A 23539-nucleotide genomic window follows, 5' to 3' on the forward strand; every position below is an offset into this window, starting at 1 on the left:
GAAGGAAAGAAATTCTGGGGACAGTGTGTGACCCGGCCGTGACATGGCGCGGAGCTGGCCCGGGCAGGGTTCGCGCACGGGTGGCATGTAAACGCTGACGAAAAACTGAATTGGACGGCTGTCTCATTTATCGTCGCCCGCTGGCAACGGAATGATAAAACGATTGCGACCTATTCTTATTAACAGGAAAATCGCCGATCGTTCCATTTCAAACTACTTTAGAAAGACGCAGCACGGCCATGCACGCCCCTCGTTCGATTTCCGCAGCACTGCTCGCCCTGGCGCCCCTTGCCAGCCCGGCGCCGGCGCAAGCCCAGACCAGCACTCCCACCTTGCCCGCCGTGAGCGTATACGGCAACGACGCGGCGTCGCAGAGCTACAACCCGCCTGATTCGTCCAGCGCCACCAAGATCGACGTTCCCTTGCGCGATATTCCGCAGACCGTCAACGTCGTGCCCGCGGAAGTCATGCGCGACCAGCATGCCAATTCGATGCAGGACGCGTTGAAGAACGTGCCGGGCGTGAGCTTCTCCACGGGCGACGGGCAGCGCGACCAGGTGTCGATCCGGGGCTTTACCGCCATTGCCGACCAGTTCGTCGACGGTTTCCGCGACGACGCGCTGTATTTCCGCGACCTGTCCAACGTCGAACGCATCGATGTCATCAAGGGGCCGGCCGCGGTGCTGTACGGCCGCGGATCGTCGGGCGGACTGATCAACCGCATCACCAAGAAGCCGGGCGAGGACATCACGGCATTGGGCTTGAGCTACGGTTCCTGGAACGACCGGCGCCTGGATCTGGACCTGGGCCGTTCGACCGAAAGCGGCAGCATGGCGTGGCGCCTGACCGGCGCGGTGGAGAAGGGCGACAGCTACCGCGACAAGCAGTTCCTGGACCGCAAGGCGATTGCGCCGTCCGCCCAGTTCCGCCTGGGCGAAGGCACGACTCTGCTGTTGCAGACCGAATTCCTTGAAGACCGCCGCGTCACGGATTTCGGCATTCCCGCCTATCACGGCCGGCCGGTGGACGTGGATCCTTCCACCTACTACGGCGCCGAGAACGCGCGCGACGCGGACTATTCGCAGGCGCGGGTGCAGTCCTATGCGGCCACGCTGAACCATCGATTCAATGAGAACTGGTCGCTGCGCAACGCCACGCGCTACTACCACTACACCCTGGATCGCAACAACACCTTGCCGGGCATCGTGAACGAGGCCGCGCGGACCGTGACCTTGAACCGCTCGAACGTCTTGCGCGAAGAGCACGGCTGGACCAACCAGACCGAACTGACGCAGCGCGCGCAGTGGGGCGCGGTGCGTCACGAGATCCTGTATGGCGTGGAGGTCGGGCAGCAGAACAAGGACCTGGTGAACTACTCGGCCAACAATGTCGCCACCGTCGATCTGTTCGATCCGGTGTTGCCGACCTTGCCCTTGCAGGTCGCTGGCCGGCCAGGCACGGACAACCTGGGCCGTTTCAACACCCTGGGCCTGTACGTGCAGGACATGGTGTCGCTGGGCGAACACTGGAAGGTGCTGGGCGGCGTGCGTCACGACCGCTTCGAGCAGAAGACCGAAGACCGCCGCAATGGCACGAACCTGGCCCGCACCGATTCCAACTGGAGTCCGCGCCTGGGCCTGGTGTTCCAGCCGGACGCGATTCAGTCGTACTACATTTCTTGGAGCCAGTCGTACCAGCCTTCCGGCGAAGCGTTCTCTCTGGCGGCCAACAATGCCGACCTGGCGCCCGAGAAAACCACCAACTACGAAATCGGCGCCAAGTACGATTTCCTGGATGGCAAGCTGTCGACCACCGTGTCCGTCTTCCGCCTGGAGCGCACGGACATCAAGGTCAACAATCCGGTCACCAACACGCTGGTGCCCGTCGGCACGCAACGCACCGACGGCGCGGAATGGACTTTGCAGGGGGACCTGAGCAACGGCTGGCGCGCGATGCTGGGCTACGCCTACCTGGACGCTCGCATCACCGAGTCCATCGCGCGGGATGGCGGCAAGAACGTGGAAGGCAAGCGCGCCACGCTGACGCCGCGGCATGCCGGCAATGTCTGGATCACCAAGGATCTGGGAGAAGGCTTTGGCGTGGGCGCCGGCCTGAACCTGGTGGGAGCGCGCTTTGCCAACCCGGGCAATACGGTCAGACTGCCGGGCTACGTGACGGCCGACGCCGCCGCGTGGTGGCGCAAGGGGCCGTACTCGGTGCAGCTGAACGTGTACAACCTGTTCGATGCCGGCTACATCGTGTCGGCCCACGGCAGCAGCCCCAACCTGAACATGCCGGGCGCGCCGCGCAATGCGATGCTGAGCCTGCAGTACCGCATGTAGGACTTAACGCAACGGCGATTCGCGGCTAAGGTCGTCCGCGTTCAAAGCCGCCAGTGCATCCAGGAAGCGCCAGGCGAAAGATCCGGGCCCTTCCGCCGGTATCCCGGCGCGCCGGCCCGCGATGGCGAAACACGACAGGGCGGCGACCGCTGCGGAAAACGGGTCATTCCTGGCCACCGCCGCGCAGGCGCCGACCAGCGCCGTCAGCGCGCAGCCGGTGGCCGTGACGCGCGGCATCAAGGGTGAGCCGCCCACGATGCGGACGGCGCGCGTGCCGTCCGTGACGTAGTCGGTTTCGCCGGTCACCGCCACCACCGTCGCGCGGCTGGCGGCGATGGCATGCGCGGACTGCTCCGCCTGCGAGACCGCGTCGCGCGCGTCCACGCCCTTGCTCGCGCTTTGGCCGCCGGCCAGCGCGATGATCTCCGAGGCATTGCCGCGGATGATGGCGGGCCGCAGTTCCACCAGGCGGCGCACCGCGTCGCGGCGGAAAGCGGTGGCGTGGTGCGCCACCGGGTCGAGCACCCAGGGTATGCCGGCCTCGTTGGCCGACGCGGCGGTCAGCAGCATGCTGTCCAGCCAGGGCGAGGACAGGGTGCCGATGTTGATCACGACCGCGCCGCAGACGCGCGCGAATTCGGGCGCTTCTTCCTGCGCATGCACCATGGCGGGTGAAGCGCCCATGGCCAGCAGCACGTTGGCCGCGGTATTCATGGAAACGAAATTGGTCAGGCACTGCACCAGCGGCGCATCGCGGCGCAGGGCGGCGACCAGGTCGCGCGAGATCAGCGCCTGGGCGGAAAAGTCGGGAATGGATTGCATGCCGTAGGGTCCTGTTTATGCGCTGACGTCCGACAGCCCGGGCTGCGCGGGCAGGGCGCCGCGCAGCGACTCCAGCAGCACGCGCTTGTTTTCGCGGCTGCGGTAGGCATGTTCTCGCATCAGGTTCTCGGCGCGCACGGCCTCGCGCCGCGTGATGGCGCGCAGCAGGTCTTCGTGGTCCGCCTGCGCGCGCAGCACGAACGGCGTTTCCAGCAGTGACGGCGTGGACGGCAGGGTCAGCGCGGCCGGGCCGGCCAGGGGTGTCTTGTTGTTGTGTTCCAGCGCCGACAACAGCGCGCGGTTGCCCGCGGCTTCGCACAGGATCTCGTGAAAGCGCCGGTTGATCTGCCCCCATGCGCGCGCGTCCACCGTGGTGTTGGGATCGCGGCGGGCCGGCGCCAACAGGGCGCGTCCTTCTTCCACCGCCTGCGACAGGCGGTCCAGCACATCCTGCGAGGCGCCGCGCTCGGCCAGCAGGCGCGCCGCCATGCCTTCGAGCACGCCGCGCACATCCACTGCGTCGCCGATCTCGTCCACCGTGAAAGCCCGCACCCGGAAGCCGCGCGAAGGCAGCCGTTCCAGCAGGCCCTCTTTCTCCAGCTCGGTCAGCGCAATGCGCAACGGGGTGCGCGAGACGCCCAGGCGCGCTGAAAACTGCAATTCGACCACGCGTTCCCCGGGCTGCAGGACGCCCGAAAGCACCATGTCCCGAAGTTCGGAAATGACTTTATCGATTTGTGCGGCCATAGAGAGGTGGGGGCTGGTTCCGGTCTGTGAGGGCTTTCAGTGTACCGTCAAAATTGCATGCAATAGTCAATAAAAAAACTGCTCTCGCCTTGCGATTTATCAAAATTGCATGCAATAATTCGGAAAAACAGCGATTCAAGTGCGGTTGAAGCGATAAATGCATGCAAAGAATTCCGTCGATGCATGCCGTAAGCCGCCGCAAGCACAGGAGACAACATGAAGCTCGTCAGCTTCGTTCAAGCAGGCCGCAGCGCCTGGGGCGTGGTGCGCGGCGCCGAAGTCGTGGCGCTGACCCAGGTCTGGCCCGACATGGTCGCGGCGCTGGAGGCAGGGGTGGAACAGATCGCGCGCGCCGCGGAAACGGCTGGCCAGCCCTGTATGCCCCTGGCCGGGCTGCGCCTGCTGCCGCCGGTGGTGGCGCCGCGCAAGATTCTCTGCGTGGGCCTGAACTACGGCCGCCATGTGGCCGAGGCCGGACGTGAGCTACCCGCCCATCCCTCGCTGTTCGCGCGCTTTGCGGACAGCTTCGTCGGCCACGGTGAGACGGTATGGAAGCCGCGCGCCTCCGACCGTTTCGATTACGAGGCCGAACTGGCCGTGGTGATCGGCAAAGGCGGCCGCCACATCGCCGCCCAGGACGCCCTGGCGCATGTGGCCGGCTACACCTGCATGGCCGAGAACTCCGTGCGGGATTTCCAGAAGCACAACGCGCAGGTGACGCCGGGCAAGAATTTCGAGCGCAGCGGCGCGCTCGGTCCCTGGCTGGTCACCGCCGACGAGATCGGCGACCCGGCCGGCCTGGAAGTCATTTCCCGCCTCAATGGCGAGCTCATGCAGCACGGCCAGGTGTCCGACCTGATCTTCCCCATTCCCGAGCTGATCGCCTACATCAGCAGCTTCACCCGCCTGTCGCCGGGCGACGTGATCGCCACCGGCACGCCCGAGGGCGTGGGCTCCAGCCGCAAGCCGCCGCGCTTCATGAGCGCCGGCGACACGCTGAAAGTCGAGATCCCCGGCATCGGGACGCTGGTCAACACGGTGGCGGACGAGCCCGCCGCCGACGAACAAGGAGACGCGCATGTCTGATGCGCTGCGGTACCTGACGGAACGGGACGTGGTCTCGGTCCTGGACATCCCCAAGGCGATCGAAGCCCTGCACGCCATGCTGGTCGCGCAAGGGCGCGAACAGGCGCGCAACCTGCCCAAGGCGCTGGCGACCTGGGGCGACGGCAGCTCAATGCATGCATTGGGCTCGGTGCAGACCGGCACGGGCGGGTATGCGGGCTTCAAGACCTGGGTCCATACCAAGAGCGGCGGCGGTTCGCTATTCAGCCTGTTCGACGCCGAATCGGGCTTTCTGCGCGCGGTGATCGAGGCGCGCGCGCTGGGCATGCTGCGCACGGCCGCAATCAGCGGCGTCGCCACGCGCGCCCTGGCGCCGGCCGATGCCGCCTGTGCCGCGCTGATCGGCACCGGGCCGCAGGCCGTCACGCAGTTGGCTGCATTGGCCGCCGTGCGCGACCTGCGCCGCGTGCGCGTCTATAGCCCCACGCCGGAAAAACGCCGCGCCTTCGTCGCCAGCGTGCAAGGCAAGTATCGATTCGAGGTCGAGGAAGCGGCCAGCCTGGAACAGGCGCTGGCCGGCGCGGAGATCGTCACCTTGATCACGCGCGCCGTCGAGCCCTTCGTGGATGCGGCCATGCTCGCCGACTGCAAGCACCTGAACGCGGTGGGCGCAATCCTGCCGGCCAAGGCCGAATTCGCGCAGGACGTATTCGAACGCGCCGACCGCGTGGTGGTGGACGACCTGGAGAACGCCCGCCGCGGTTCGCGTGAACTGCGCGAGCGCTTTGGCGCCGATGGCGCGCCGTGGCAGGGCGTGGCGGTGCTGAGCGACCTGCTCGCCGCCGGCGAGGGCCGCCCGCAAGGGGCGCGGCTGACGATCTTCAAGGGCATGGGCATGGGTCTGTCCGACCTGGCGATGGCGCGCGTGGTGTACGAGCACGCCCGCGACCACGGCCTGGGCGTGGCGCTGCCGCCCCAGACCCGCGAGAACCTGCTGCTGGCGCAGCCCTGATACCGAATTCGCATAACCATACAGCCGGCGCTAGGCGCCGGCCGCAAGAGGAGACACACATGTTCGTCGACGTCAGCGGCGCCAGTCCGCGGGAACAAAACAAATGGCCGTCCATCGTCATCCCCAAAGAGGACATCGATCTTGAGATCGCGCGCCTGACCGACGCGCCCCGGCCGGACAACGGCCGCCGCGCTTCCCTCATCGTGCATCCGGAAGCCACGGCGCCGGGCCTGGGCCTGGCCCCGGGAACGGATGTCACCATCAACGTGCTCAATCCGGGCGAAAGCACCTTCAACCTGCGCAAGAACTCCAATATGCTGGAGATCTGTATCAGCGGCGAGGGCGTGGCCACGGTGGCCGGGCGCGACATCCGCGTGGGGCACTGGGACGTATGGAACACCCCCGCCATGCAGGTGCATTCCTACCGCAATGAAGGCAAGACGCCGTGGGTGCGCCTGTCGTATTCCAACGCGCCGCTGCTGGAAAAGCTGGAGATCCATTACGTCGAGGAGTTCGAGGGCAGCGTGCCGCCGGCCGACGCCAACACCAAGCCGGTGCCGCCGCGCGCACCCGACGCGGCGCGTTCGCGCGACCTGGCGCTGCGCGAGCAGATCACGCCCGAAGGCGCCTGGCTGCTGGGCTATGAATGGCTGATCGACATCGACGTGCTGGAATCCAAGGCGCTGCACTGGCCCTGGGCCGCGGTTTCGCGCCAGCTGCCCAGCGTCGAGGACATGGCGCGCGGCTATAACGGCCGCCGCCTGTTCGTGCTGTACAACCCGGCGACCGAGCGCCGCATCGGCACCACGCACAGCTTCTTCGCGACGATTTCCTCGTCGCCGCCGGACAACCACCACGTGCCGCACCGCCACAGCTCGTCGGCCATCAATTACTACCTGCGCGGCAACGGCTACAGCAAGGTCAACGGCACGCGGCTGGACTGGAAGGCGGGCGACCTGATCCTGTCGGCGCCGGGCTGGGCCATGCACTCGCATCACTCGGGCACGGAAACCACTTCCGCGCTGACGGTGCAGGACCATCCGCTACAGATCGCCATGGAGTCGCTGATCTGGCAGGAGCGCATGCAGGAACCCATCCTGGCGCTGGGCAGCCAGAGCGGCTTCGAGAGCAACCGCGCGCAACTGGCCGCCACGGCCCGATAGGACGCGATTCCCTAGAACCGAACCCTGGATCCGCAATGACCATGACCGAGCTTTCCGATACCCCGTCGCTGCGCGCGCGCCTGCGGGACTTCTATGACGACTACGCCTACTGCCTGGACGAAGACCGGCTGGAGGACTGGCCCGCCTTCTTCACCGAAGACTGCCACTACCGGGTGCTGTCCCGCGAGAACCACGACGCGGGCCTGCCCCTGGGCCTGATCTATTGCATGAACAAGAACATGGTGCGCGACCGCGTCACCGCCTTGCGCGAAACCACCATGTTCGAGCCGCGTTCGCTGCGCCATTTCATCAGCGGCGTGCGCGTGCTGGAAGTGCAGGGCGACCATATCGTGGCGCAGGCCAACTTCGCCGTGATGGAGTCGCTGTCCGACCGGGAGCCCACCTTGAACATGGTGGGCCGCTATCTGGACGTGGTGCGCGTGACGCCCGAGGGCCTGGCTTTCAGCCGCCGCGATTGCGTGTACGACAACTACCGCGTGCGCACCTCGCTCATCGTTCCCATCTGAATCCGCCCCGAGGATACTCATCATGACCTGTACTCACACCACCGCACCGGAGGCTCCGGCGGCGGCCCCCATCCATATCGAGCGCCGCTGGCCCACGGAAGGCTATACGCGCATCCCCAACTGGGTCTATACCGATCCCGCCATCTTCAAGAAGGAGATGGACGTGTTCTTCGGCGGCAAGACCTGGAACTACGTGGGCCTGGAATGCGAAGTGCCTGAAGTTGGCTGCTACAAACGCAACTGGATCGGCGACCGCCCCGTGGTCATGGTCCGCAACGCGGAAGGCGAGATCAACGTGCTGGAGAACCGCTGCGCGCACCGCGGCGCGCAGATCTGCTGGCAGAATACCGGCAAGGTCGAGGACTTCACCTGCCCCTACCACCAGTGGAACTATGACTTGAACGGCAATCTGCAGGGCGTGCCGTTCCGCCGCGGCGCCATGGGCAAAGGCGGCATGCCGCGCGATTTCGATCCCAAGCAGAACGGCATCCGCAAGCTGCGCAGCGTGAACCGGGGCGGCTCGATCTGGGCCACCTTCGCCGAGGACGCGCCCAGCTTCGAGGACTACTGCGGCCCGGAAGTGCTGGCCGAGATCGACCACATGCTGCCGGGCAAGCCGCTCAAGCTGCTGGGCTACAGCCGCCAGCTGATCCCCAGCAACTGGAAGATGTACCTGGAGAACCTCAAGGATCCGTACCACGCCACGCTGCTGCACACTTTCTACATCACCTTCGGCCTGTGGCGCGCGGATTCCAAGTCGGAATGCATCCCCACCGGCGGCGGCGCGCACAGCGTGATGGTGTCGCACAACGAGGGCAAGAAGAAGACCGAGGCCACCACGGAAATGAGCCGTTTCCGCGACGACCTCGAACTGCTGGACCTGGAAACGGTGACCCCGCGCGCCGAGTTCAACCGCGGCCGCGTCGGCGGCGCTTGGGTCTTCCCGGCCGCGCAGTTCGGCATCCAGGCCAACTCGCTCAAGACCCGCCACGTCATTCCGCGCAGTCCCACCGAGCACGAACTGGTGTTCACCTATTACGGCTACGAGGACGACGACGAGGAGATGACTCGCCTGCGCCTGAAGCACGCCAACCTGCTGGGTCCGGCCGGCTTTGTGTCGATGGACGACAGCGAAATGCTGAACCAGGTGCAGATCGGCGTCACCGGCTATCCGGAAGCGCGCGGCATCATTGAGATGGGCGGCCGGGATACCGAGCCCGCCGACTACATGGTGACCGAGGTGCTGATCCGCTCCTTCTACGACTACTACCGCCAGGCGATGGGGCTGTGAGCATGGATATCTGGAAACCTGTTGCGATGGTGTCGGACATTTCCTCCGACACCGGCACCCTGCGCGTGGTGCACGAAGGCGAGGGCGTCTGCCTCTATGACTTGCAGGGCGACATCTGCGCTACGCAGGACCGCTGTCCGCACGGCAACGCCAGCCTGGCTGACGGCTACCTGGAAGACGGCACCATCGAGTGCCCGCTGCATCAGGGCGTGTTCGACATCCGTACCGGCAAGCCGCAATGCCCGCCCGTCACGACGGACCTGCGCCGCTACGAGGTGCGGGTGGAGGCGGGCACGGTCTACCTGAAGGCGGAAGCCGCATGAGTGCGGGCGCCATTGTGGTGGTCGGCGCGGGCCAGGCCGGCGGCTGGGCCACGACGACCTTGCGCGAACGCGGCTACGAAGGCCGCATCGTGCTGCTGGGCGATGAACCCCATGCGCCTTATGAACGCCCGCCCCTGAGCAAGGCGGTGCTGGGAGGCCAGGCCGCGCCGGAAAGCACCGAGCTGTTTTCGGCCGAGCGGCTGGCGGCGTTGCGCATCGAGTTCCAGCCGGGCGTGGCGGCGACGCGGCTGCGCGTGGCCGACAGGCAGGTGGATACCTCGGACGGTGGCAGTATTGCCTACGACAAGCTGATCCTGTGCATGGGCGGCAGGCCGGTAGTGCCCGCGCTGCCCGGCGTGGACGGCCCCGGCGTGCATGTGCTGCGCACCCGCGGCGACGCGCTGCGCCTGCGCGCCAGCCTCGGCCCGGGCCGCCGCCTGGTCGTGGTCGGGGGCGGCTGGATCGGGCTGGAAGTGGCGGCGACGGCGCGCCAGTCCGGCAGCGCCGTCACCGTGCTGGAGCAGGGACCGCGGCTGTGCGCCCGCAGCGTGCAGCCGGCGGTGTCGGCGCACCTGGCCGCGCTGCATGCCGCCCATGGCGTGGACCTGCGCTTGAACACCGGTCTGCGCGCGGTGCTGGCGCAGGCGGATGGCCGCCCGGTGGCGGAACTGGCCGACGGCACGCGTCTGGACGCGGACGCCATCGTGCTGGGCGTGGGCCTGCGGGCCAATGACGAACTGGCGCGTGAAGCCGGCCTGGCCTGCGAACGCGGCGTGCTTGTCGACGCGTATTGCAGGACCTCGGCCCCGGACGTCTATGCGGCTGGCGACGTCGCGGTGCTGGCGGCCGGTGACGGCCATGCGCGCATGGAGTCCTGGCAGAACGCGCAGGACCAGGGCACGGCGGCCGCGCTGTCGGTGCTGGGTCTGGGCGAGCCTTACGCGCCGACCGGCGCCGTGTGGTCGGAACAGTACGACGCCATGGTGCAGATCGTCGGGTTTCCGGGTCTGGCCTGCAGCGAAGTGCTGCGGCCGCAGGCCGGTGGTCGTGCCTTGCTGTCGGTGGCGCTGGATGCCGGCGGCCGCGCCGTGGCCGGCGTATCGGTGGATGCGGCGCGCGATTTTCGCCAGCTGCGCAAATGGATCGCGCAACGCGCGACCCTGGACCCGGCGTTGCTGCAACGGCCCGACGTGCCGCTGGCCAGCGCCCAGATCGGATGAGGATCGCAATGGAAAACCCGAATTTGCCCTTGTTGGCCAAGACGGCCTGCGAGTCCGTGGTGCTGGAATTCTTCCACGCCCTGGACACGCGGCGCCACGAGGCCGCCGCCGCCCTCATGGCGGAGGACGGCGTCTGGCATCGGCAGGGACGCCGGCTCGCCGGCCGCGCGGAAATCCTGCAGGCACTGAATGCCCGGGCAGCCGAGCGCAGCACCTGCCATGTCATCACCAACCTGCGGTTGGTCGAGCTGGCAGGCACACGCGCCACCGTCGGCTACTTCCTGACCGCTTACGAAAGCGTGCCGCATGAACAGGACGGCGCGCCACGCCTGGTGGCCATCCGCGAATGCCAGGATGTGCTGGTGGAGACGGATGGCGGCTGGCGGCTGGCCGACAAGAGCAGCCGCCGCCATCTGCCGCCGGAATGACGCGCCTCGAATCGATACCAACCCACGCGTCCGGACCATTCAAAAAGCAGTGGACGCGTACCGTAAATACCTCAGGAGACAAACCGTGAAACCCTCAAGAATCTTGCATTGCATGCTGGCGGCCGCCTGTGCGGCCGTCGTGTCCGGCGCCCAGGCGCAACAGGCGGACTGGCCGACCCATCCGATCACGCTGGTGGTGCCGTTCGCGGCCGGCGGCGGCGGCGATACGCTGGCGCGCCTGGTCGCGGAGCCGCTGTCGCGCGAACTCGGGCAGTCCATCATCGTCGAGAACCGCCCCGGCGCGGGCGGCAATATCGGCACCTCGATCGCGGCGCGCGCCAAGCCCGACGGCTATACGCTGTCCTATGGCACCAATGGCACCCAGGCCACCAACCACTGGCTGTACAAGTCGCCGGGCTATGCGCCGTCCGACTTCGAGCCGATCTCGCGCTTCACCGTCATCGCCGCGGCCCTGGTGGTCAATGCCAGCGACGAACGCTTCAAGACCCTGGCGCAGCTGCTCGCCTATGCAAAATCGAATCCGGGCGAACTGACCTGCGGCTCGGCCGGCAATGGCACGTCCTCGCACCTGGCCTGTGAATTGCTGAACCAGATGGCCGGCACCAAGGTCATGCACATCCCCTACAAGGGCGGTGGCGCGGCCATGACGGACCTGCTGGGCGGGCGCATTTCGTTCATGATCGACGTGATGCCCAACGTATCGGGGCAGATCGCCGCAGGCAAGCTGCGGGCGCTGGGCGTGACCACGCCAGAGCGCGTGGCGTCCAATCCGGACATTCCCACGATCAGCGAAGCGGGCCTGAAGGGCTACGAGTTCTTTGCGTGGGACGGCCTGTACGCGCCCAAGGGCACGCCGGTTGCGGTGCTGGACAAGCTCAACGCGGCCGTCAACCGGGCGCTGCAGCAGCCGGAAGTGCGCAAGATGCTGGAGTCGCGCGGCGCGATTCCCTCGCCCACCTCGCGCCAGGCCCTGGCGGAATTCGGCGCCGAGGAGTATGCGCGGCTGGGCAAGGTCGTGAAGGTGGCGGGCGCGTCGATCGACTGAGCGGCTGAGGCCTGAACGAACCAAGCCGGCGGCGCGTGCCGCCGGCTTGCTTTTGTGGGCAGGGAGACTACCAAGCCATGCGCAAGCGCCCCAGCGCGGGCAATGCGCCCACCGTGGCCGCCAGGCCACCGGGCGGCGGCAATTCTTCATGGCGGGCCACGCGCCCGTCCGGATCGAGAAAGTCGCTCAGCACGTCGTCGCGCAGCCGGATGAAGCGCGGATCGCTGCGGTTGCGCGGATGCGGCAGATCGACGTCGACGATGCGGCGGATGCGTCCCGGGCGCGGCTGCATCACCACCACGCGGTCGCCCAGGAACACGGCTTCCTCCACGTCGTGGGTGACCAGCACCATGGTGATCTGCTCCTGCTGCCAGATGCGCTGCAACTCGTTCTGCAGCCGCGACCGCGTCAGCGCGTCCAGGGCGCCCAGCGGTTCGTCGAGCAGCAGCACGCGCGGGCGGTTGACCAGGCCGCGCGCGATCGCCACGCGCTGCGCCATGCCGCCCGATATCTGGTGCGGGTAGGATTTCTCGAAACCCTGCAAGCCGACCAGCGCGATGTGCTCGGCCACCAGCTCGCGCTTTTCCGCTTTCGACAGGGGCGCGTTGCGCAGCGCCGTCGCGATATTGCGTTCCACGTTCAGCCATGGAAACAGGCGATGGTCCTGGAATACGATGCCGCGGTCCAGGCCCGCGCCGCGCACCGGTTTGCCGTCCAGCAAGATCTGGCCGGCGTAGTCGCCGTCCAGTCCCAGGATCAGGCGCAGCAGCGTGGACTTGCCGCAGCCGCTGGCGCCCACGATGCTGACGAAACGCCCGGCGGGCACGTCCAGGTTGATGTCCTGCAGGACCTGCAGCGGCCCTGCGCCGCCGCCAGGGCCGGCATAGCGCTTGCCCACGCCGCGGATGTTCAATTCCTTGCCGAAGATGCTCGTCATTCCTTTCCTACTCCATCAGGCGGCGCCGTAGCGGTGCCGCGCCAGCCTGCGCTCCAGCGCGCGGGCCAAGGCATTCATGGACCAGCCCACCAGGCCGATCACGAACATGCCGAAGATCACCAGGTCCATCTGGAAGTGTTCGCTGCCTTCGATCAAGGTGTTGCCGATGCCATGGCCGGCCACCAGTAGGTACTCCGCGCCTATCGTCGCCAGCCAGGAGTAGATCAGCGCCAGGTACACGCCGGTGAAGATCGAAGGCGCCGCCGACGGCAGCACCACGTGCAGCAGCGTCTGCCAGCGGGAATAGCCGAACACGCGGGCCACCTCCAGCAGCGCGGCCGGCGTGCTGCGTATGCCGTCGCAGGTATTGACGACCACGGGCACCAGGGCGGCCAGCGACAGGAACGTCACCTTGGCCACGTCGCCCAGGCCGAACCAGACCGAGATCAGCGGGATCCAGGCAAACAGCGAGATCTGCTTGAAGGTGTTGAAGCTGGGGCCCACGATACGGTTGAACAAGGGCAGCAGCCCCAGCAGCGCGCCCAGTATCAGGCCGAGCGTGGTGCCGATCGCGAAGCCGGTGAATTCGCGCGCCAGGCTCGCGCTCAGCGCGCGCCACAGCCGTCCCGAGGAGATCTGGCTGGCGGCTGTCTCCAGCACTTTCTCCGGAGATACCAGCAAGGGCGTGGACACCCAGTCCAGCCGCGCCAGCGCCCACCAGGCCAGGATCGCGGCGGCGGGCAGCACCAGGCCGCGCCAGCGGGCGCGTACCCAAAGACTGGTGCGGCGGGCGAGGGACAGCGGGTTGATCGATGGCGCCGTCATGCCTGGACTCCAGTGGACGCCGCGCCCAGGCGGGTAGCGGCCTGGCCGCCGCCCGCGCGGGCTTCGGCCAGGTCCAGCAGCTTGTCGATGGCATAGCCGATGGCGCCCACCACGATCACCGCCGCCATCACCAGGTCCAGCTGGAACAGCTGCCGGCCGTAGACGATCAGGTAGCCCAGTCCTTCGCTGGAGGCGACCAGCTCCACCACCACCAGTGACAGCCAGGCCTTGGTGAAACCCAGCCGCAGGCCGGTGAAGAGCGTGGGCAAGGCGTGCGGCAACACGACTTCCAGCACCTGCTGGCGGCGCGTGTAGCCATAGACGCGGGCCACTTCCAGCAGGCTGGCAGGCGTCTGCCTGAATCCCTGCAGGGTGTTCAGCGTCACCGGCACCAGCGCGGCCTTGGCGATCAGGATGTACTTCAATGGCTCGCCTATGCCCACCAGCAGCAGCACGAAGGGCAGCCAGGCCAGGACCGGGATCTGCACCAGCGCGTTGAACGTTGGCAGGATGTAGGCTTCCAGCGGACGCCACAAACCCATCGCCGCGCCCAGCGCCAGGCCCAGCGCGCTGCCGGCCGCGAAGCCCACCAGCACGCGCTGCATGCTGGCCTGCACGTTCAGCCAGAGGTCGCCGCTGCTGTAGAGATCCTGCAAGGTCAGCCAGACGAAGTGGGGCGAAGGCAGCACCTGCGGGGAGATCCATCCCTGCGAGGCGCCCAGCTGCCAGAGCGCGAGCAGCGCCAGCGGCAGCAGCCAGGGCAGCAGGCGGCCGCCGGCGTTGCGCAGCAGTTCGGCAGGAGCCTGGCGCGCGCCGCGCCGCGCGGACGCAAGCGGGGCGCTCAGCGTATTTCCGGACATGGCGGCTCCTTATCGCGCGGCCGCGGCGCTGGCCTGGCGCTCGCCGGATGCCGGCTGGCCTTGCGCGTTGAACGCGGTCCAGCGGGCGGCAAGATTGGCCTTCTGCAACGCGGCGTCGAGGTAGCGCGGCTCGAACCAGCCGTCCACGCTCACGGGACGGCGGATCAGCTTCAGTTTGAGCGCATCGTCCGCCACGGCCTGGTAGCGCGCGGCGAGGAACTCGTCCAGCAGCGGCGAATTGCGCACGGCCAGCACCTCGCCGTCGAACTCCGCCTGCCAGGACGCGTAAGGCGTGCCGCTGCGCGCCCAGATCTTGAAGAGCGCGTCGCGGTTCTGCTCGTCCGAAGACCATTGCGCGGCGCGCACGAATACGTCGACCACGCGCTGCACGGCTGCGGGGTTCTCCTTCTCGAAATCCTCGCGCACCAGCAGGGACGCCTGGCGCGTGAACGAGGGATCCTGGCCCTTGGTCGAATAGATGATGCGCGCCAGGCCCTGGTCGCGCAGCTTGAAGTATTCGTAGCCGCCGAAAGCCGCATCCACGCCGTTGGAGACCAGCGCCGCCTGCGCGCTGCCGGTGTCGAGGTTCACTCCCTTGATGTCGCGTTCGGTCAGCTGGCGCGAGGCCAGCACGTTGATGGCGACCAGATGGCCGTTGGTGCCGCGGAAGATCGACACCTTGCGGTCCTTCAGGTCGTCCAGCGATTGCAGGGCGGAGTCCTTGGGCGTGGAGACATAGAGATTGTTGCGCACGCCGCTGCCCAGCAGGATGCGGGTCTTCAGCCCGTTGGAGCGGCCCACCACCGACGGCAGGTCGCCCTGGTAGGCGAAATCGATCTGCTTGTTCGACAGCGCTTCGTTGACCGCGGGGCCCGCGCCCTTGAAGAACAGCCATTGCACTTCGGTACCGGTGCCCTTGAAGGCCTCTTCCAGCCAGTTGTTGGCGCGCGCCACGCCGCCCGGCGAGCCGCCCCAGGTGATGGGGTCGCCGCCGCCGGCGGTCGCCACGCCGATGCGGACCACGTTAGGCGCGGCCAAGGAGGCAAGGCTGACGGCGCACAAGGCAGCGCCCAGCATCAGGCGTGAAATCAGGCTGCGGGGAGAGAGCAGGGTGCGCATGGTCGTTCCGTGTATCGATGATGAAAGACAGGGCCGGGCAGGCAAGCGCCGGCCGCGGACAGGACTAGGCGCCCGCCGGCATGTGCCGGCGGGCGGGACTGCAGGTACGCGATCAGGTCAGGCCGCGCGCTTCTCGGCGCGCGCCTGCAGCTTCTGCTCGATGCGCGTGCCCTTGAAGAACTCGGGATGCGCCTGGGTGTAGAAGCGGTAGGGGTTGTCGAACACCAGCGCCTTGAAATCCGCCGCGGAGATCACGCCGTCTTCCACCAGGTCCCAGCTTTCGGCCAGGGGCTCGGTCAGGTCGGGCACGTCCCAGTGGCCGACGTCCGAGGACCAGATCGCGTTGAGCTTGGTGTTCAGCGGATTGGCGCGGTCGTTGAACGCGGCGCCTATGGTGCGGTCGTCGGCTTCCGAACCGAAGTAGAAGCTGTCGACCCAGCGCTTGCGGATGTCCTCCACGCTGCCGATGCCAGCCGCGGCAAAGTCGTCGAGTTCATCGCCCTGGGGCTCGCGGCTGTGGTGCAGCGCCGACAGGCCCAGGCTGTCGCGCAGCAAGGTGTCCTTGTTGAGCTCGCGCCCATTGAGCAGCTCGGCGCCGTAGCGTTCGAACAGGTCGGCCAGCAGCTCCACGTCCGCGTTGGCCGGGTTGTACTGCTGCACGGCGTTGCGGTTGCGCTTTTCCCAGCGGTCCACCAGGTGCGCGTACACGTGCGCGCCCCAGTCCGCGCCGCCTTCCAGCAAGGCCACGCGCAGGTTCGGAAAGCGTCGCGTCACGCCGCCGAAGAACAACGCCTTGGCAAAGGCCTGGGAACCATCGGCGAAGTGGCCGATGTGGTTGAACATGTAATTGCTGATGGAGTGGCGCCCGGTCCAGCCCTGGCTGCCGTAATGGGTGGCCAGCGGCACGCCCAGTTCCACCGCCTTGGCCCAGAACGGATCGTAGTCATGCTCGCTGTCCAGGCCGAAGAAATCCACGTAGGACGCATGCCGCGCGATTTCCGGGAATTCAGCGGGCGGGTACTTTTCGGCGATGGCCTTGATCGGCCGGCGCACGCCGCCCGGAATGTTGGCCACCTTCAATCCCAGCGTCTTGACCGCGAATTCGAGTTCCTCGATGGCTTCCTGCGGCGTGTTCAGCGGAATACCGGCCACGGGCGTCAGGCGGTCGCTGTATTTGCGGTACTGGTCCGCATGGAAGTGGTTGATGGCGCGGTGCAGCGGCTGGCGGTACTCGTCGCCCGCGCCCAGCGGCGCCAGCACGTCGTTGGGAAACAGGATGGAGTAGTCCGAACCCTGTTCCTCCAGGCGCTCGTACAACAGCTCCGGCAGCGTGACCGTGGCCAGATCCAGGGTATTGCGCGTGACGCGCGCCCACCAGGGCGAGCGCAGCGTGCGGTTGCGCTGCCGTTCCTCCGGGGTCTGCTGATACCAGTCCTTGCCCTGGGACTTGGTGGCGAAGCGCGAGCCTTGCGTCTTGCGCAGCACGTCCACCAGCTTGGAGCCGCCATAGTGCTGGATGTAGTCCTCCAGCACGGGCGCGTAGTCGTTGACGTGTACGTCGGTGTCGATCACTGGATAGTCCAGCTTCGCCTTGATCGCGGCGGAGCGGGAAGCCTGGGTACGGTGCAGCCGGTCGTTCATGCGGGTCTCCGAGAGTGAAACGGACGCGGCGCCTTGCGGGGTCGGCAAGGCCGGCGCGGACAGGTCACAGTACGGGAGATGGCCGCCTGGCCAAACGACCGATTCGCAATTTCTAACTGAGTGATGTGCTTATGAGCGGCCAGCGGGAGGAATGCGGCGTCAAGTCTGGGGGCGTTTCGAAAAGTCCCCGCGCTCCAGGATGAAGCTGGTCGCCACGCCGAACACCACGCCCCAGAACGGCGCGCCGATGCCCAGCAGCGGCAGGCCGCCCAGCGTCACCAGGAAGGCGACCAGGGCGCCCAGCGTGAAGTGCTGGCGGAACGCGGTATGGAAGGCGCCTTGCAGGATGCGCAAGAGCGCCAGACCCGCCAGCGTGGCGACGAAGGCCGCGGGCGTGGCCAGCAGCGCCTGCGTGACCAGGGGCGAGAACAGTCCGAACACGATCACCATCACGCCCAGGAAGATCGCGGCGATCCAGTGGCGCGAGGCGTTGGCGCCGGAAGCGATGATGGCGTTCGACGGGCCGGCCAGGCAGGTGGAGACGCAGCCCAGGCACGCGGTCAGCGCCGAGAACACGCCGCAGGCGTTGGTGATGGCATTGACCGGCGGCCGGTGCAGCGAATTGCGCAACACGGCTATCCCTTGCGCGTTCTGCACCGCGATCACGGTAACGGCAAGCGGCAGCACCAGCTCGAACGCGGCGGCCCAGGAGAACACCGGCGCGTAGAACTGCGGGCTGGCTACCGAGGTCGCAAGCGTGACGTGTTCCAGGGCTGGCGTCCTGCCCATGAACACCAGTGTGCCTACTCCGGCGAGCAGCGCGCCGATGATGGGCGAGAAGCGTTTTTGCACCGCGGGGAAGAACGACACCAGGAAGAAGGTGGCTGTCATGACGCCCGCGAGCCAGGGATCGGAGGCGAACGACTTGATCCAGTCCAGCGCGAAGCTGAGAAAGACGCCGGCCACCATGCCCATGACGATGGGCATGGGGATGCGGTCCATGATGGCGCCGACCCATCCCGTCAGTCCCAGCACCAGCATTAACGCGGCGGTCAGCAGATAGGCGCCGATGACTTCGGCAAAGGGCAGGTGTTGCAGGGCGCTGGCGACCAGCACCGCGCCGGGTATGGTCCACAGAAAGGCGAGCGGCTGCCGGTAGATGGCGGACATCACGATGGTGAGGATGCCATTGAGCACGAATGCGGCAAAGATCCACGAGGCTAGGGTGGCCTGGCTGAGCCCTCCCTTCACGCCCGCGCTCAGGATGATGGCCACCGGCGCGGAGGCGGAAAACAGGAACGCCACGAATGCGTTGGTCAGCTCGTCCGCCGGGAACGAGGGCGAGGCGGCTGGAATCGTGTTCTGCTCAGCCATGGGCCCGCCCCTGGGTGAGCAGGTCACGACAGCTGATGAAGAGGAAGAATGATTCGAGCGTCATTGCGGATCCACTTTACGTAGCGTGCAGTTGGGCCATGTCGTTCTCAGCGCCTCGCCGAGCACCGAAACAATACAGGAAATATCCTGTTCTGCGGTTTCGTGTAGGGCTTCCGCGACGATCAGCGCACGCGACGTGGCTGGGCGGATCGCGGACCAGCCGCTCTGGCGATTGGTCCAGCGGCGCGCATGGGCGCGGCCGGAATCGTCTGCGAATATGACTTCGCCGGGTTCCGGGTGCTCGGTTTGGCCCGCGAACGTTTCGTAGATTTCATCGCCGCGCGCAAACCGCACGGCCAGGGAATGGGCGATCCGGTCGGCGTCGAAGACGGCAATGGGTGTGGCGTGGGCCAGCGACACGGCATTGCACAGGTCGATCAGCGGGTGCAGCGCAGGCAGCGCTCCTTCCTTGCGGTAGCGCCGCAGCAGCGCTTCCGAGGCGCAGCGGTATTGGGTCGGCTTGAGGCCCATGGCGGCAAAGGCGCGCCGCCAGGCTTGTATCTCGGGAAATTCCGCTTCGCTCGTGGTCGCCAGGCGCTGGTCGGCAATGGCCACGAGGCCGGAGATTGCAGGATTGGCGTCCGCAGTGGCATCGACGTTCTCGATCAGAAAGGCAGCGGATCGAAGCTGCGGAAAGCGGATGCGCAGATCGTGGGCGTAGCGGAAGGGAATAGGCATGGCTGTGGCTCGGTGGGTTCGCGAAACACTATGCACGGTTCGATCAGGGCGCGTCTTGAATGAAATTGCGCGCTGGCCCGTCATCCGGCGCCAGGTTGGTGTCATTGAACCGTGTAATTCGCGCTTGAATATATACGGTCGTATGTATATTATTCTGCGAACGCGCAATGACCTGAGAGAGGCGAATTGGCATGACCAGCACCATCCTGAAAACATCAATCCCGGCGGATCGGCATCAGGCCAAGAACCCCTGGTTTCCCGTTGCGCTGCTTGCCTTCGGCGTGTTTGTCGTCGGAACCGGGGAGTTCGTGCTGGCTGGCTTGCTGCCGCTGCTGAGCGTTTCCCTGAACGTTACGCCCGCCGTCGCGGGACAGGTAATCACGATCTTCGCGCTGACCTGCGCCATCGCCGGTCCGGTCCTGACGACGTCCACCTCGGGGTGGGACCGCAGAACGGTGCTGGTTCTTGCGGCGACGATCTATCTTGCGGGCAGTGTCTGGACCGCGCTCGCGCCATCCTATGCCCAGGTTCTGGGGGGGCAGATCGTGGCGGCGCTTGGCGTGGGATGGTTCGTGCCGAATGCCACGGTCACGGCCGCCGCCATGGTTTCGCCGGCGCACCGGGGACGGGCGATCGCCTTGGTGGTCAGCGGTTTCACGGCGGCGACCGCGCTCGGTGCGCCCCTGGGCACGGCGCTGGGCGGGATGTTCGGCTGGCGTTCGACCATGTGGCTGGCAACCGCTCTGGCGGCGCTGGGCGCGGCCGGCGTGTTCGTCTTTATCCCGAAGCGGACCACGATCTCCGCAGTGGCGGGATTGCGGGAGCAATTGCGTCTTCTGCTTGAACCTCGAATTGTCGCGGTCCTGGGCGTGACCCTGCTGGCGTTCACTGCCGTATACATGCCGTACACCTACATGGGCATCATCTTCGAGCGGGCCACGCAAGGCAGCAGCATCTACCTCGCGGGGCTGATGACGACGCTGGGCGTGGTGGGCACGTTAGGCAATCTGGGCGCAGGCATGCTTGCCGACCGGATCGGCGGGCCCAGGGTCGTGGCGGTGGCTTTGCTTTGGCTGATCGCCAGCTTGCTGGCGCTGCGGCTGACGACCGGGAATCTGCCCTATGCCTTTGCGATGATCTCGATATACGGCATCGCCGCCTTCGCGATCACGACGCCGCAGCAACACCGGCTGATCGCGCTCAAGCCCGAAGCGGCCGGGGTGCTGGTGTCGCTCAATCAGGCCATCCTGTACCTGGCCATCGCGCTGTCCGGTTCGATCGGCGGCCTTGGGGTCGAATGGGCGGGCGCGGAGAATCTGGGTTTCGTGGCGGCGGCGCTGGCCGGAGCGGCATTGATATTGTCGCTAACGACGAAAGCGAACAGCCAGGCTGGCAGTTGAACGAGGGTAGTCTCGGCCGTTGCCAAAGGCCGTGGAAGGATCGGACGGCTGCCTGGAACCGTGCGGCCGTGCACGGTCTGGCAGCACCCGTTGCATTCATGAGGAGCTTCGCGGCAATCCGAGGTGGCTGAACAGATCCCTCCCACGGTCTGCGTTCAGACGTACGCGCCTACGCTGTCCCATTTCGGGAGGCGCATATCACAGGCCGGATATTCTGCGTGGCGTTCGTGGCGGGTGCGGGGTTGGTTCAGCTATGGCCCCGGCTTCCAGGAGTCGGGGCCTCATGGCTGCTGGCCGGGGCGTGCCTGCTTGCGTCCGTAGGCGGCCTGCGCTGGCGCCGCCGCGTGGCGCGTACGCTAGCGGTCTTGGCGCTGGGCCTGTGCGCGGGCCTGCTCAATGCCGGCCTGCAGGCGCAATACCGGCTGGATGATGCGCTGTCGGACCCGCAGCAGGACGCGGTGTCGCGCCTGGTGCTGCGCGTGGCCAGCCTGCCCGAAGGCGATGAGCGCAGCCAGCGCTTCCTGGCCGAACTGGACGAGCCCCCGCCACCCGGCATTCCCTCGCGCATCCAGATCTCGTGGCAGGCGCCGCCCGGCCCGCAGGCGCAGCTTCCCGAAATCAAGCCCGGCCAGGTCTGGCGCATGGCGCTGGTGTTGCGGCGTCCGCACGGCTTGTTGAATCCAGCCGGGCCGGATGTGGAAGGGCGCCTGTTCGCGCAAGGGATACGGGCGGTGGCTACGGTGCGCGGGCAGCCCAGGCTGCTGGCGGACCGGCCCTGGGCGACGCCGGGGATTGCCATCGAACGGGCGCGCCACAACGTGAGGGAGGGCCTGCGCGCGGCCTTGGGGGAGCACCGCTACGCGCCCGTGATGATCGCCTTGGCCATTGGCGACCAGGCCGGCGTGGCGCGCGAGGACTGGCTGCTGTTCAACCGCAGCGGCATCACGCATCTGGTGTCGATCAGCGGCATGCATGTGACCTCGATAGCTGGCATCGCCGGGTTGCTGGTGGCGGCGCTGTGGCGGCGGGGGCGCTGGCGCGGCGCGGGGCTGGCCGAGCATGTGCCCGCGCGCGTGGCGGGCGGGGCCGCGGCCGCGCTGGTCGCGCTGCTGTATTGCCTGCTGGCGGGCTGGGGCGTGCCGGCGCGCCGCACGTTTTTCATGCTGTCGGTGGTGCTGGCGGCCGCGGTGTCGCGCTTGCCGCTGTCGGGCGGTCGGGTGCTGGCGTGCGCGGCTGCGGCGGTGGTGGCGCTGGATCCGTGGGCGCCGGTGTCGGCGGGATTCTGGTTGTCGTTCGGCGCGGTGGCCGTGCTGTTGCGCATCGCGGACGCGCCGGTGGACCGCGAAGCCGGCTGGCGCCGGCGCTGGGCGGCCAGGCTGGCGCAGGCGGTGCGCTTGCAGCTGATGGTCACCGTGGGCCTGACGCCCTTGCTGGCCTACCTGGTGCATCAGGTGTCGTTGGGATCGCCGTTGGCCAATGCGGTGGCGATTCCAGTCGTGACCTTCGTCGTGACGCCGCTGGCTTTGGTGTGTTCCGCCTTGTCGGTTTTGCCGGGCGCGCAGGGGCTGGCCGAGTTGGCCGGGCGATGGGGCTTGCAGGCGTTCGACCTGACCATGGCGCCGGTGTCCTGGGTGGGCAACGCGTCCTGGGCCAGCGTGCTGGTTGCGGCGGCATCGTGGCCATGGCTGCTGCTGGCCGTGGCGGGCATGGTCTGGGCGCTGCAGGTGCGCGGATGGCCGGGCAGGCAACTGGGATGGCTCTGCATGCTGCCGCTGCTGTTCTGGCGGCCCGACCGGCCCGAGCCGGGATACTGGCGCATGAGTGCGATGGATGTGGGGCAGGGCAGCGCCATCCTGGTGGAGACGGCCAGCCAGGCCCTGCTGTTCGACGCGGGACCGCGCCATTACGGCGGCAGCGACGCGGGCGAGCGCGTCGTCGCGCCGTTCCTGCTGGCGCGGGGCATCCAGCAGTTGGACGTGTTGGTCCTGTCGCATGCCGACCTCGACCACGTGGGCGGATTGCGCGCGGTGCTGGCGGCAGTTCCGGCAGACCGCAGCTACGCGTCCTTCGATCTGGCTGGATTCCTGCGCCGCGATATTCGGATGTGGCCGCAAGCCGGCAGCGCCGCACCGCCATTGCCCGCCGACATGGGGCGTTGCCGGCGCGGCATGCGCTGGGAGGCGGACGGCGTGGCGTTCACCTTCCTCAATCCCGCGGATAGCGGCGACAAGAAAGGAGAGGGGCGCAATGCCGATAGCTGCGTGCTGCTGGTGCAGGGCAAATCGCATGCGCTGCTGCTGACGGGTGATGTGGGCGTGGCTCAGGAAAATGCGCTGGCCCAGGCGTTGTCCCAGGTCGATGTGGTGATGGCACCGCATCACGGTTCGGCGTCGTCCTCGGGGCAGGGCCTAGTGGACGCGTCCGCCGCAGGTCATGCGATCGCGCAGGCGGGGCATCTGAACCGCTTCCGCCATCCGGCGCGCGCGGTGGAACGGCGGTGGACGCGCGCCGGCGCGGCGTTTTGGCGCAGCGACCGCGACGGCGCGGTGATGGCGACCTCAGGCGCCGGGGGACTGGAGGTATGGGCAGAGCGTGAGCGCGGGCGGCGGTACTGGCATGGGCGCTGAGGCCGCCCGCGG

General features: G+C 67.4%; 21 protein-coding genes. 12 read left to right on the top strand and 9 right to left on the bottom strand.

All coding sequences use genetic code 11. From position 1 onward, the window contains the following. Positions 1–239: 239 nt before the first annotated feature. Complete coding sequence (locus BRO63_RS18780) at positions 240–2342, top strand: TonB-dependent receptor (RefSeq protein WP_088141222.1); 2103 nt, start codon at positions 240–242, stop codon at positions 2340–2342. A gap of 3 nt (positions 2343–2345) precedes the next feature. Here BRO63_RS18780 and thiM read toward each other — a convergent pair whose 3' ends face one another. Both thiM and BRO63_RS18790 read right to left on the bottom strand, forming a co-directional pair. Continuing rightward, complete coding sequence (thiM, locus tag BRO63_RS18785; RefSeq protein WP_088141224.1) at positions 2346–3164, bottom strand: hydroxyethylthiazole kinase; 819 nt, start codon at positions 3162–3164, stop codon at positions 2346–2348. A gap of 15 nt (positions 3165–3179) precedes the next feature. Continuing rightward, positions 3180–3911 carry a GntR family transcriptional regulator gene (locus tag BRO63_RS18790; protein WP_088141226.1) on the bottom strand — a complete coding sequence of 244 codons (732 nt, stop codon included), beginning with the start codon at positions 3909–3911 and terminating at the stop codon, positions 3180–3182. Positions 3912–4127: 216 nt separating this feature from the next. Here BRO63_RS18790 and BRO63_RS18795 point away from each other — a divergent pair, with 216 nt between their 5' ends. The 9 genes from BRO63_RS18795 to BRO63_RS18835 all read left to right on the top strand — a co-directional run bounded on the left by BRO63_RS18795 (position 4128) and on the right by BRO63_RS18835 (position 12006). Beyond that, positions 4128–4997, top strand: coding sequence for a fumarylacetoacetate hydrolase family protein (locus BRO63_RS18795; RefSeq protein ID WP_088141227.1), 870 nt, complete (start codon positions 4128–4130; stop codon positions 4995–4997). Continuing rightward, positions 4990–5988, top strand: a complete 999-nt coding sequence (locus tag BRO63_RS18800) for an ornithine cyclodeaminase family protein (RefSeq protein ID WP_088141229.1) — start codon at positions 4990–4992, stop codon at positions 5986–5988. Before BRO63_RS18795 ends, BRO63_RS18800 begins: the two co-directional genes overlap by 8 nt. Positions 5989–6047: 59 nt before the next feature. Further along, complete coding sequence (locus BRO63_RS18805; protein ID WP_088141230.1) at positions 6048–7151, top strand: cupin domain-containing protein; 1104 nt, start codon at positions 6048–6050, stop codon at positions 7149–7151. 35 nt (positions 7152–7186) lie between these two features. Then, complete coding sequence (locus tag BRO63_RS18810; protein ID WP_054456184.1) at positions 7187–7678, top strand: aromatic-ring-hydroxylating dioxygenase subunit beta; 492 nt, start codon at positions 7187–7189, stop codon at positions 7676–7678. A 22-nt stretch (positions 7679–7700) separates the two neighbouring features. Next, complete coding sequence (locus BRO63_RS18815; RefSeq protein ID WP_088141231.1) at positions 7701–8969, top strand: aromatic ring-hydroxylating dioxygenase subunit alpha; 1269 nt, start codon at positions 7701–7703, stop codon at positions 8967–8969. Between the two features lie 2 nt (positions 8970–8971). Beyond that, entirely contained in the window at positions 8972–9292 is a 321-nt protein-coding gene (locus BRO63_RS18820) for a non-heme iron oxygenase ferredoxin subunit (protein ID WP_088141233.1), read from the top strand. Continuing rightward, positions 9289–10512, top strand: coding sequence for an NAD(P)/FAD-dependent oxidoreductase (locus BRO63_RS18825; protein WP_088141235.1), 1224 nt, complete (start codon positions 9289–9291; stop codon positions 10510–10512). The genes BRO63_RS18820 and BRO63_RS18825 overlap by 4 nt, the downstream gene beginning before the upstream one ends. An 8-nt stretch (positions 10513–10520) precedes the next feature. Continuing rightward, positions 10521–10940, top strand: a complete 420-nt coding sequence (locus BRO63_RS18830; protein ID WP_088141236.1) for a nuclear transport factor 2 family protein — start codon at positions 10521–10523, stop codon at positions 10938–10940. A gap of 112 nt (positions 10941–11052) precedes the next feature. Beyond that, positions 11053–12006 carry a Bug family tripartite tricarboxylate transporter substrate binding protein gene (locus BRO63_RS18835; RefSeq protein WP_088141238.1) on the top strand — a complete coding sequence of 318 codons (954 nt, stop codon included), beginning with the start codon at positions 11053–11055 and terminating at the stop codon, positions 12004–12006. Between the two features lie 67 nt (positions 12007–12073). Here BRO63_RS18835 and BRO63_RS18840 read toward each other — a convergent pair whose 3' ends face one another. The 7 genes from BRO63_RS18840 to BRO63_RS18870 form a co-directional block, all read right to left on the bottom strand. After that, positions 12074–12943 (bottom strand): ABC transporter ATP-binding protein, encoded by an 870-nt coding sequence (locus BRO63_RS18840; protein WP_088141239.1) that lies wholly within the window; start codon positions 12941–12943, stop codon positions 12074–12076. Between the two features lie 15 nt (positions 12944–12958). Then, positions 12959–13768 (bottom strand): ABC transporter permease, encoded by an 810-nt coding sequence (locus BRO63_RS18845; protein WP_179215147.1) that lies wholly within the window; start codon positions 13766–13768, stop codon positions 12959–12961. Further along, positions 13765–14628, bottom strand: a complete 864-nt coding sequence (locus BRO63_RS18850; RefSeq protein WP_088159655.1) for an ABC transporter permease — start codon at positions 14626–14628, stop codon at positions 13765–13767. Before BRO63_RS18850 ends, BRO63_RS18845 begins: the two co-directional genes overlap by 4 nt. Positions 14629–14637: 9 nt before the next feature. After that, the gene (locus tag BRO63_RS18855) at positions 14638–15747 is read right to left on the bottom strand and encodes an ABC transporter substrate-binding protein (protein ID WP_088141241.1); all 1110 of its coding nucleotides are present in this window, start codon (positions 15745–15747) and stop codon (positions 14638–14640) included. A 117-nt stretch (positions 15748–15864) separates the two neighbouring features. After that, on the bottom strand, positions 15865–17388 hold the full coding sequence (locus BRO63_RS18860) for an amidohydrolase family protein (RefSeq protein WP_088141242.1): 1524 nt from the start codon (positions 17386–17388) through the stop codon (positions 15865–15867). A 159-nt stretch (positions 17389–17547) separates the two neighbouring features. Continuing rightward, a complete protein-coding gene (locus tag BRO63_RS18865; RefSeq protein ID WP_088141244.1) occupies positions 17548–18762 on the bottom strand; it encodes a benzoate/H(+) symporter BenE family transporter in 1215 nt (404 codons plus the stop codon). A gap of 60 nt (positions 18763–18822) precedes the next feature. Further along, on the bottom strand, positions 18823–19494 hold the full coding sequence (locus BRO63_RS18870) for a B3/B4 domain-containing protein (protein WP_256943355.1): 672 nt from the start codon (positions 19492–19494) through the stop codon (positions 18823–18825). 197 nt (positions 19495–19691) lie between these two features. Here BRO63_RS18870 and BRO63_RS18875 point away from each other — a divergent pair, with 197 nt between their 5' ends. Then, on the top strand, positions 19692–20900 hold the full coding sequence (locus BRO63_RS18875) for an MFS transporter (RefSeq protein WP_088141247.1): 1209 nt from the start codon (positions 19692–19694) through the stop codon (positions 20898–20900). Positions 20901–21127: 227 nt separating this feature from the next. Beyond that, positions 21128–23527 (top strand): DNA internalization-related competence protein ComEC/Rec2, encoded by a 2400-nt coding sequence (locus BRO63_RS18880; protein ID WP_256943356.1) that lies wholly within the window; start codon positions 21128–21130, stop codon positions 23525–23527. The last annotated feature ends 12 nt before the right edge of the window (positions 23528–23539 follow it).

The organism is Achromobacter xylosoxidans, from assembly GCF_002192695.1.
In the GTDB taxonomy this organism is placed as follows: Bacteria; Pseudomonadota; Gammaproteobacteria; order Burkholderiales; family Burkholderiaceae_B; genus Achromobacter; species Achromobacter xylosoxidans_C.